This window comes from Geomonas paludis (genome assembly GCF_014193585.1).
Taxonomy (GTDB): domain Bacteria; phylum Desulfobacterota; class Desulfuromonadia; order Geobacterales; family Geobacteraceae; genus Geomonas; species Geomonas paludis.
This window is the reverse complement of sequence record NZ_BLXY01000026.1, coordinates 1-10,480: the sequence shown is the minus strand read 5'-3', so window position 1 is coordinate 10,480 and position 10,480 is coordinate 1. Positions and strand designations below refer to the sequence as shown.

Below are 10,480 nucleotides of genomic sequence, written 5' to 3'. Positions count from 1 at the left end.
GAGCGTCTATGCGGGCTTGTCGAGGCATGACAAGAAGGTTGCCACACCCCTCTTACATTAGCAACGGGCACCCCAGATAGAGAAGGAGGCAGAGAAACGCATAATTTCATGGGCGTCCCCCTGCCTCCCCTAATCAACACCGTCCCCCTGCCTCACAAGGCCTGAGAAATGACTCCTTTTAGCCACGGGTTCTTCGTGAGAAACATGTACACTCCTAAAAGCATGCCTGACAACAAGCAGTATAAAGGCCATGTAGAGAAGGAGAATAGTGCCATTAGTAGGCTAAATGGTTTGCTGTACCATTTTACGTCCATTTTTATAAGGTACAAGTCTTTTACCGTGATAGCATTAGTGTGCAGCTTAGTAACGAATGTTATATATTCTTTTCGTAGTTGCCTCTCCATACTTAAGTAATAACAGTCCAATAATACAAACGCGGCCGTTGGCATTAAAGCAAATAACACAGCAAGTGGTTGGTTTTTGTCAATTGAAACAACCAATACTCCAGAAGCTATTGTTATACACCATGTTTTACATGAACTACTGTTTAAGGCCATTCTATTAATAGCTGCCTGCATAAGGTCAATATGTTTCTGCACCCCTTCATCGGTATGAATCAAAGACATTATAACCTCTCCAAATAAGCAAAATGCACATAATGCATTATTTAAATGAACTGACGCATCTAACACGAATCATAACATTTGAGCTACGAATAAATTAGAAAGGCATGTATTTATAGATCATAAAGTGAAGAATGAATATTTGATTTTTTCACCATTATGTTCTTTTCGTTCACGATTTATGAACAAGTCAATTTCGCAGCCACGAGCCTTTGCCTCATCAGATGAAAGCAACGATATTTCGGAGTCTCTTGATCTGCCGAGGGCGTTGATAGAGGTACCTATTCGTACCCCACAATCTCCGGTGACAATCCATCTATCATGAATTGGAAGTTGGCCGGTCGACGCTGTACCTACGACTGTTATTTCTGTTTCTGGGGGATCGTTTTCGGAGATATTTAAACGCCAATGCAAGTTGTACTTGTCACCGAGATCAACCTTCCCGTACTCTTTATCCTGGTGTTGCTTACTGGTAACAATATAGACTTTACATGACGGATTAACACTTCTGATGTACGCTAAAATCTCTAAATCATCCACCCCAAAATATGGATCGCAGATTTTTATGCTGTCTGCAAGACTTTCCACAAGCCATCGTTTGAAAAAATCGATGGCTTGCTTACGCTCCCCGCTTTTGATTAGGACACTGGTGGTCGAACTTTGAGTAGCGACCTTAATGGCATGAGTATGAACGTCGCCTGCCCTTGACGACATGCTCATACAAAGTTTAGAAGTAAGAAGAATAGCTTCAAAGGTGGGACGAACTATAGTAGTTGCTTGATCAGTTTTGGAATACCTATTTACTATATTTTGAATGGAGTAGCACATGATTGGGTATGCCATATCCATTGACATACCTGAAGCAACCTTTACAAGTTCTCTCACCTTTTCAATCTTAATTGTATCTGACATCCCCGCGTTAAGTGATGCTAAAGCACGCCATGTGGCCGTAGGAAGTTTCTCAAGATCGATTGCCTTCATAGACTTGTTATTTACTGCATCATTGATAATGTCACTTTTCATCTCTAATAGTTTAAGATGATTTTTAAGATCTTGTGACTGTTTAATTCTAGCAGGATCGTCATCATAGATCTTAGCTAAGCTTGCGGCTATGGCCGGCTCAATCTTTGAAGCCAGATCTACAATACGCTTTTGGGTAATAACTACATCTGGATCATTACACTTGAGAGTTGCAGCCATGCCTTGTCGCAAACATTCTCGGCTCAAAGCAGGATCAATTTCTTTTAATGAATCAGCCAACGACTCCATGCGGCTAATCTGGTCAAAAATTGATGGTATGCTATCAACTAGAGATCTTGCTTCTGGAAGGACATCAAGGTACTTGTCTCGTACCTTGTTGGGCATGCACTCATAGATCGCCGTCAATACCAAACAACGGTCAGCCGTGTTAGTGATCTGTTGGGCGGAAGTGACCAAATTTGACCAATCCACACTTAAAGATATTCGTCCTATAGCAGCTTCACAAATAATCTTATAACCGTTATGATTGATAAATCTGGGGTTCGGCAGCTTTTTATTGACAATTTCTAGCAATTTCCGTGCAAGTTCTTCTTTTTTTGGTCTAGTGAATTCGTGTTTTTGTTTTTTTATTGATGTAGTTATATCGTCTACAATGACATATATAAGATGATCACTATCGATTTTTTCTAAAACATTACATATTTTAATATAATCGAAGAATTCACATTTATATACAAAACCTCGACTGTCTTCAAAGGGGTCTATTATCGCTGTTTTCTTTAGGATGTAACTACATATTTCAAAATAAGCTTCATCTTGGCTTGTTGTAGCAAGCTTTTGTATGTATGTATCTGCAAGTGTTGGGCTAACGCTATAAATGGCAGGGGAAACGTTTACTACTAGTGCTTCCAATTCCTCCCCCTTCACGTCCTCTAGCAAATATCTTATTTTCTCGTATACAATCCTTTCTGGCCATTGATAATTTTTGTTGTTATAGAAATATATTGTTAGAACAGAATATAAACGTGCTTGATCCGACTTAGAATTTACAACCTCTATTAATTCGAAGAGTCCTTCTACATCTTCGTCATTAAAAATGGATTTCGGAATCAACCCAGAGAACGCACGTAATGCTAAATATATAGTGGACAAATAATTAACGGCTGCGGACTCCGACCCTAATGTATTTTCCTTTTTAAGTACGCTGCACTTTTGGGCAAACTCTTTAGCTACCTCAAGGTCTGATTTCGCTACAGTCCTTACAATTTTATACACTGTATTTATTTTTATCCATGGAATTGTTATTTCATCTAATGCATTGTTGATTATATGAAGCAACCTACTTCTGATAGATTCATCCAATGGTGCCTTTTCGTTTAATAAATTAAACGACAAACATGCAAGACGGCAGCGTTCATCTATACTTCTGACTTTAGATATAAGTCGTCCGAATATTTCGACATCCACTGCATTCAACGACTGCTTCTTAATATGGTTAAGTAAACCGTCAACTATCGTAACAATCGCTCTATCTAGTGTATACTCACCCTTAATCAATTTAGTTATTTTTAGGACATCGTCTAACGCTGAGATATTGAAAGGGGCTACCATCATAGCCTTGGTCATCTGGTAATAACACGCATCTCGGGTAGGTTCTGTATTCAACTTCTCTATAATTTTTAGCGCCATCTCTTTGTCACATTTAGCTAGTGACTTTATTACACTTTTAGTAGCCTTAAATTGATACGCCACCGTATTTATAATTTGTTCAACAGCTTCAAGTATCTCTTCAGGGAGAAGACTGTGAAGATGCTCTTTTTGTTCCAGTATCTTTTCCTTATCGACTAACTTAATCCGAGAATAAAGAAACGATAGACATGCTGCTTTTGTCACTACATCTTCTAATGACATAATGTAAAAATAAGATTCTACAAACCTGTTTACTGCTTCTTCTTTCATGTTTTTAAATGCTGCAGTGGCTAATGTAATCTCAAGCTTAACATAGTCCTCTGTTGGTCCAACTGGTTCTATTATGGCTTTTTGGCTGTCAAACTTTGATATTAAAGCCTTTACTGTTGTAGGATCAGGGATGTGTAGAAGGGGAGCTGCTATGTTTTTGAAATCAGTGGCATTTGGAGTATAATCGCTTGTAGTAATCATTAGGTCCAGGATTTTCAGTATGACTTCCCCAGAATCCTGTCTTGTTTGATTAGCCATCACCCAACGTTTTAATAGAAATATCGCATCTTGCTTATTTTCGAACTCAGAAACCTCTTTCAACACTTTGCTCGCGTCATACTCACCGAGTATTATAGAAGCAGATTCTAAGAACCGCCTTAAACTTGGGTCTTTTATTCTATTTGAGGCCAATAGTGTTTCAACTGGCGATCCCTGATTTGCAGCCCCCTCCCCTAGGGCCGATAGACTGATTTTGGACAGCGTCTGTTCAAGTGATTTAGACGCATCCTTCGGGGAACCTGCCCTTTCAGCAAAATCAATCGCAAGTTCTGGATGGGAAAAGAACAAATCTTCAGCTATTTCGAAAGCTCGTTTCCCAATCGCCGCTGGGTCGACCTCTTTGTGAAGTTGCCGGATGGAATCGGACAACTCTTCCGTCTCCGTCAATCCCTTCTCCCTCTTTGCTTTAGCGATAACTGCAAATGCATGTAGCCGGTCTTCCTTTGTTGTAGTACTCTGGGCAAGAGCTAAGGCTGTTTCATAGTCACCCATAGCCATATTTGCCTCTATTTCCGACCGCCAGATTGCTGAATCATCCAACTGGGATATTATCGTTCGCTGAAGACCTAACCGAAAAAGCTCCCCATCATTTCTAAGGGCATCTGCAGCATAAACCCCCATTTCAGCAGTTTTCATAATAGGCACAAGTGACTGGCAGCATTTCACCATTTGGCCAAAATATTCCGAAGATAAATATTGGATTAGCTGTGTATAATTCTCAGACTCTTTCAAAAAAGAAGGAAGGAAGTCCATTGCTGACTTGCTACCCGGGGCTGAAAAAAGATCATTTATAATCAAACTTGTGGCTTCATGTTTATAAGATTTCAGCTTTCCACACACGTACCTTTTGAATGCATCTGAGACAAAAGCCAAGCCGCCGTGATCTTCATTTTTTATGAAAGTGAGAGGCCTTAACTTTTTTTCCACCGAATCTCTATTAATTTTCGAAATTCTACTTAAGTCACTGCTATTATTTAACTTTTTGTCAAAAGCCACAATTGCCAATAATAATGCCAGATCATTATCTTTTTCTGGAACTATCTTCCACTCTATATCATAAAGTGAGTAAAGCTGATCCGTTATATCTTCGAGATTTCCTGGGTCAACTTGTTTATTATTGATCAATCTTTTTATTGTAGCTAGGTATCCTGGTTTCTTAGTAATCCTCCAAATATCTTCCACCTGATTTTCGTCACAGTTCGCATCTGCAAAGTATTTTTTAGCTTCATCGAGCGTAAAGCCATGTAAAGGATAATCTCTAAATGGAGTACTTCTAGTATTAAGATATGTTTTAATTTCGGATGAGGCCCCAGCGATTATAAACCGGAACTGTCTCATCCCGAAAGGGAGTATCGATAAGATGTTTGTTCTAATTTGAGCATCTTCGCTAGGGATAGCATCTAAACCATCAATAACGAAATAATACGTTTTCTTTTGTCTAAACGCTCTCTGATGGAGTTCAAATATTTTAGATTCATAGTTTAAGGCTGCGGTTTCTGGCTGCTCCTTTATTTCACCTAAAGCAGCTGCGATCTGCATATACAAGTCGTTTCGTATGAAATCAGGGCTATAGCTGTATTTACTGGATGGATTTATAAAGGTTGATATCGAATCCGCCGGGTACTTAAGGGCAAATTGCATCATGAAGGTGGACTTTCCAATATGGTCCTCCCCATCAATGATGATTACACGCATCTCGGGTGACATCATTGAACATATCAAGTCAATTATGTTGTCGCGGGGTATCACGCTACCTTCTGAATCTGGGAAAGTTTGACAATACGGAATCAGGTCCAATATCTCAAAGCTCTTGTCATTCTTTTGAACCTTAATTGGATCTTTACTACTGATAATATCAGTGTTGCCCAGTTTTTCGATTACCAGGCTGGCTATATCTCTCGTCGGTGTATCTTTAACATCTACGTAACCAATTGTATCAGGAATCCCTGGTATACTAGTTTGATCTATTCTTACGGGTAGAATATAGTCCGACCTTTCGTTAAACGCTCTTGTCTGAGCAAACCGCCGTTCGTGGTTTGTCCACAGCTTCTTGGAATAGTTTTCCGATAAAAACATGATACAGTACCGTGCTCGGTTACTATAAATTTCTGCTAGATACTCATATAAATCCTTTCCCCACAGCTCAGCTTTTTCAAACATGTCGTAAAAAACTTTCACACCTGCCTCTTCCAGATGTGTTGCTACTTCTACTGCAATTGCTCTATCCTCACCGGCAAAAGACATTGCAATATCATAATCATAGCTATCCATTTTTCACCTCTTTACAATTTAGATATCTTTCAAAATTATGGGGGGCGTAGGTAACTTAGGGGACTTATCACTCCTACCCTGTTGACCTCGCCAGAGGGCTTCTACGTCAACCCCGTCATTCGTTTCTGTCTCTTCTGCGGCCTTACGAAACAGGCCATGCTTGTTACAAGGAAGGTACCCGTAAAACCTCTGGCCCTTTTTCGGCCCGCCCTGAAACTAGCTCAGGACGAGTTCGCTGCCACAGTCCGGACCATTACCGCCTTCTCGCGCGACCTCATACCCCTTCCGCTTGAAATGCTCGGCGACCAGCGCTTCGAACTCGCCCCAGCTCATTCCATTCAGGGATGCAACATCCCTACGGGACTTGACGGTTTCGTGGAGCTTGTGCTGCTTCACGGAATTATATGCGGAGATGCCTGCTACGATCAGGAAAGCAGGTGCAAGAAACACCTGGCCAAAGATCGCTACTATCGGTGCTACTAGATTGGCGGGGGCTTGGGAGGGCATTGAGCGGGAGGTGAGAAAAGTTACAACGGCAAGAACCACTGATATCCACCACGGCAATTTGCTGGCGATGATAATGACATCTTCGATGGGGCTGGTGCGCGGTATTCGTGCCATGGGACTTTGCGGAACTCCTGACGGGGAAATCGTAAACACACAATTAGCACATAGATCGGCTTTAATAAAGCAGAATCAACATCCGGCCTTGGGCACGCAAAGCCGCAAAGGCGCAAGGAAAGAGCGATTAACAGGGATAAATGGGATGAAAGGGATAACTGCCAGGGCTGGAGGCTCAACCTTTGTCGTTCTCAAGTTACTAGCTGGGCTGGAGGCTCAACCTTCTAGATTTTGAATTTACTGACGCGGCAAAAGGCTCAGCCTTTTAGGTTTTCAATTTACTCCCGACGCCGGAGGCTCAACCTTTCGAGTTTTGAATTTACTGGCGAAGCTGGAGGCTCAGCCCTTGGCGATTTGAATTTACTGACGAGGCTGGAGGCTGAACCTTTGGTGATTTGAATTTACTCCCGACGCCAGAGGTTCAACCTTTTGGGTTCTCAATTTACTGACGGGGCCGGAGGCTCAACCTTTGGTGTCTTCAATATACTCTCGACGCTGGAGGTTCAACCTTTGGCGATTTGAATTTACTCTCGGCGCTGGAGGTTCAGTCTTTTGCGCTCGCAATTTACTGGCGAGGCCAGAGGCTCAGCCTTTTGCGTTCTGAAATTAATCCCGAGGCCGGAGGCTCAACCTTTCGTGTTTTCAATTTACTCCCGACGCTGGAGGTGTAACCTTTGGCGATTTGAATTTACTACCGGCGCTGGAGGCTCAGCCTTTGGCGCTCGCAATTTACTGACGAGGCCAGAGGTTCAGCCTCTGGCGTTTGCAATTTATTGAAGAGGCAGGAAGCTCAGCCTTTGGGGGGGGTGAATTTTCTCCCGACACCGGAGGCTCACCCTTTCTCGGGGATGTAGGAGAACCCGCTTAGTTCTTGAGCTTTGGCAACGCTGACAGCCCCTGCGCGAGAATTGGTCTTGGCTTCTGGAGGGATGAAGTGGGTTCTTGGGGATTCGGTGAGGGGTGCGGCTGCAGTTGGATTCTGCAGCCGCACTACACTGAGGGGCTAACTCAACTCAGCACGATGTCGACAACGGAGGACCACGGCCCGTAGCCGGCGCTGTTGTGGTACCTGGCCCGAATGTAGTAACGTTTCACCAGGTCGCCTTTCATTTCCACCTTGCACTTGTAGGCTCTCTCCGCGCTTTTCCAGGAAGATTCATCGTTGGGGTTTTCCGTGAACTGGACCTCGAGGCTGCCCATGCCTGCAACCTTGTTCACCAGGACATAGTAGATCCCGGACCCCTTGGGGCCTGGCTTGAGTTCCACCTTGGTCGGCTGCCCGGGCACGGAGGCGGTTGCCGGTTTTGTTGTATAGACCCTGTGGCTTAAGTCGTAGCCAACATCCATCAGCGAGGGGTCTTTGTGGTACGTGGCGAACATAACTGAGTGCTGGCAGGCGAAGGTGACCTTCATAAAGATCTCTTCGCGGGTATTGTCCCTCTCCTCCGCCATGAGTTTGTCGCCATGCTTCGCGGCGTTTGACTTTTGCCCCAGGAGTTCCGCCAGCGAATCAAACGTCTCTGCCACCGGGACATGTTTCCCGACGTCTTGAAAGGCTGCGTGCCCCCTTATCCTTCCAGCAAAGGTTCGGATTTCGTGAATGAGATCACCGTCGGATAACTTCGAGAGACTTGATAGATCGTGCTTAGGAACGAGCATAATGGCCTCCATGAATGAGGTGGGGTTGACGCCAACATTATTAACCGCTAATAAAATATGTCAAGCGACAGATCGGCATTTCTCGGAGTCCGCCTTCAGCTTTTGGAGTACGCAGCTAGGCTACTGATCAGAAGCCTGACCACAGAGGGCACAGAGGTACACGGAGGGGCACTGAGGAAGGCTTGACGGCATCTCACGCAAAGCCGCTAAGACGCAAAGGGAAGCGATCTACAGGGATGGAGGGGATAGAAGGGATTACGGACGGACACGACCGGAGGGCCACGGAGAAGCGCAGTTGGAAGTGGCCCTAAAGGCTCATCTACGACGATTGAGCTGTATTGCTAATTGCTGTATATTGCCTGCGAGGTGCATGTGGACATGAACAAGGTGGTTTCCGTAAAACCTTTGGATGGCAAAATAGTGGCAGTCGTCCTTTCGGATGGCAGGTCGGGCATCTTCGATGTCGCCCCCTATATCAAAAGCGATTTTTTCCAGCGCTTGAATGAAGAGGCCTACTTTAGGCAGGTCTCCCTCTTCTTCACCGGTATCGGCTGGCCCGAAGGGCAGGATCTTGGTCCCGACACCATCGCAGCAGAGTTGCAGCCGATGTCGGAGTAGCAGGAGTCAGGGCGTGACTGGGCGCAGTTCGACCAGGGCCCTTAGGAAACCAGAAACAACTAACAGGGATGAAGGGGATAAAGGGGATAACTACGAACGGGAATGAAACTGCAGGACTCTGGCTTTATGCTTGGTTTGTTAGGGGATTTGGAGCTTGATCAGGTCCGCTAGAAGGATAGGTATATCGTCTTCCACAGAGCGCCAAACTGTCGCCAGATCAACGCCGAAATATTGATGAATCAATTTGTCACGGAAGCCTGCCAAGTCCTTCCATGGAACATGACCGTGAAGGCTGCGAAATTCCGCAGACATGTTCTTTGCTGCTTCTCCAATTATCTCGAATTGCCGAATGACGGCATCTTGCACCATCCGAGTCCCGCTGAACCCCTCATAGTCCATTCCCTGCGTGTACAGCTGGATCTGACGGACTGCATCTAGGATGTGAGCAAGATAGACCGTATCGTCGCGGATCATTGTGGGATTACCTTAAGTTCCCTCCTGATGCGCTCGATCAAGTAAGGGCTGATCGCCTGCTCGGTCAAAAGGTCGATCTTCACCCCTACCAATTCGGACAGTTCTCTTTCCATTCGAATAAGCCCAAGGAGGCTTTGCTGCTGGCTAAACGACACCAACAGGTCCAGATCGCTATCTTTCCGGGCCTCGCCTCGTGCGTACGAGCCAAAGACGCCAACTCGGCTTGCGCCGTGAGCCTTCATATACGTCAGTATCTGTTCGTCATATGGGGTTATTCGAGGCATTTTTACCCCCAGAGGGCCGTATGGAATCTTTCGTAGCGGTGGCTACCTATATCGCCTAATGTGTGGAATATACTTTGGTTAGTCAGGGATTTCAAGCTCAAAGCGAGCTGGATCATTGGCGCTTTCGCTTCATCAGGAGGACCGTGTTTCTTTGGGGAAACCTGCATGCATCTGCCTGGAGAGGAGTAGGTTGAATTATCAGGCTCACCAGCAGGGGTGGCACCAAGAGATTGGTCTTCACCTATTACCTCCAACACTTCATGGGCTACTTCGGGCATGGCTAAGGCTTGATGAGAGCTGTCAGTTTGCGGCGCAGGGCAGACCATTTTGCTACTGTCTTTTTTGATGCTGGCGGGACTTTGTAGCCATCGTCTCTGGTTACGTGCAATGCGGTGGCTGATGCGTCTACGTAGTAGATGCGGTAGCAGTAAGGCCTGGTTTCAGCGGCGCTGGGGATCTTCTCTAAGATAAGAAATATAGCAGGGTGCGGTGCTTGATTGGGCCTACAAAGAGGAACCCGTCCGAACCTATCAGGTACCCCATCCTCTACCAGAGCGGACAGACCTTCTGCCCTATAAAATCTACCTGTTGAGTGCCACGACATCGTGGACAGATTTTGATGCCAGGACATCGTGGACACTCGTTCCCTCAACGTAATTTGTAGTCGAATTCCTCGACCTGGATTCGGTCTTGGAAAACTTTCAGTTTCTG

General features: G+C 44.9%; 6 protein-coding genes. 1 reads left to right on the top strand and 5 read right to left on the bottom strand.

Going from position 1 to position 10,480, the window contains the following annotated elements; genetic code table 11:
- Positions 1-743 precede the first annotated feature (743 nt).
- From H7687_RS21705 to H7687_RS21695, 3 genes are all read right to left on the bottom strand, one after another.
- Complete coding sequence (locus H7687_RS21705) at positions 744-6,113, bottom strand: TIR domain-containing protein (RefSeq protein ID WP_183351366.1); 5,370 nt, start codon at positions 6,111-6,113, stop codon at positions 744-746.
- 216 nt (positions 6,114-6,329) lie between these two features.
- Positions 6,330-6,734: a restriction endonuclease gene (locus H7687_RS21700; RefSeq protein WP_183351364.1), complete on the bottom strand. Its 405-nt coding sequence runs from the start codon at positions 6,732-6,734 to the stop codon at positions 6,330-6,332.
- 1,008 nt (positions 6,735-7,742) lie between these two features.
- The gene (locus H7687_RS21695; protein WP_183351362.1) at positions 7,743-8,393 is read right to left on the bottom strand and encodes a hypothetical protein; all 651 of its coding nucleotides are present in this window, start codon (positions 8,391-8,393) and stop codon (positions 7,743-7,745) included.
- A gap of 378 nt (positions 8,394-8,771) precedes the next feature.
- Between H7687_RS21695 and H7687_RS21690 the strand changes: the two genes are divergently transcribed.
- On the top strand, positions 8,772-9,011 hold the full coding sequence (locus H7687_RS21690; protein WP_183351360.1) for a DUF2442 domain-containing protein: 240 nt from the start codon (positions 8,772-8,774) through the stop codon (positions 9,009-9,011).
- Between the two features lie 138 nt (positions 9,012-9,149).
- On the opposite strand, the gene H7687_RS21685 is transcribed toward H7687_RS21690, so the two are convergent.
- Positions 9,150-9,485 (bottom strand): HepT-like ribonuclease domain-containing protein, encoded by a 336-nt coding sequence (locus tag H7687_RS21685; RefSeq protein ID WP_183351358.1) that lies wholly within the window; start codon positions 9,483-9,485, stop codon positions 9,150-9,152.
- Entirely contained in the window at positions 9,482-9,769 is a 288-nt protein-coding gene (locus H7687_RS21680) for a nucleotidyltransferase family protein (RefSeq protein ID WP_183351356.1), read from the bottom strand. Before H7687_RS21680 ends, H7687_RS21685 begins: the two co-directional genes overlap by 4 nt.
- Between the last annotated feature and the right edge of the window lie 711 nt (positions 9,770-10,480).

What these genes read in the sequence shown, in the direction of transcription:
- H7687_RS21705 (WP_183351366.1), bottom strand. Translation starts at nt 6,113, where the DNA reads ATGGATAGCTATGATTATGATATTGCAATGTCTTTTGCCGGTGAGGAT.
- H7687_RS21700 (WP_183351364.1), bottom strand. Translation starts at nt 6,734, where the DNA reads ATGGCACGAATACCGCGCACCAGCCCCATCGAAGATGTCATTATCATC.
- H7687_RS21695 (WP_183351362.1), bottom strand. Translation starts at nt 8,393, where the DNA reads ATGCTCGTTCCTAAGCACGATCTATCAAGTCTCTCGAAGTTATCCGAC.
- H7687_RS21690 (WP_183351360.1), top strand. Translation starts at nt 8,772, where the DNA reads ATGAACAAGGTGGTTTCCGTAAAACCTTTGGATGGCAAAATAGTGGCA.
- H7687_RS21685 (WP_183351358.1), bottom strand. Translation starts at nt 9,485, where the DNA reads ATGATCCGCGACGATACGGTCTATCTTGCTCACATCCTAGATGCAGTC.
- H7687_RS21680 (WP_183351356.1), bottom strand. Translation starts at nt 9,769, where the DNA reads ATGCCTCGAATAACCCCATATGACGAACAGATACTGACGTATATGAAG.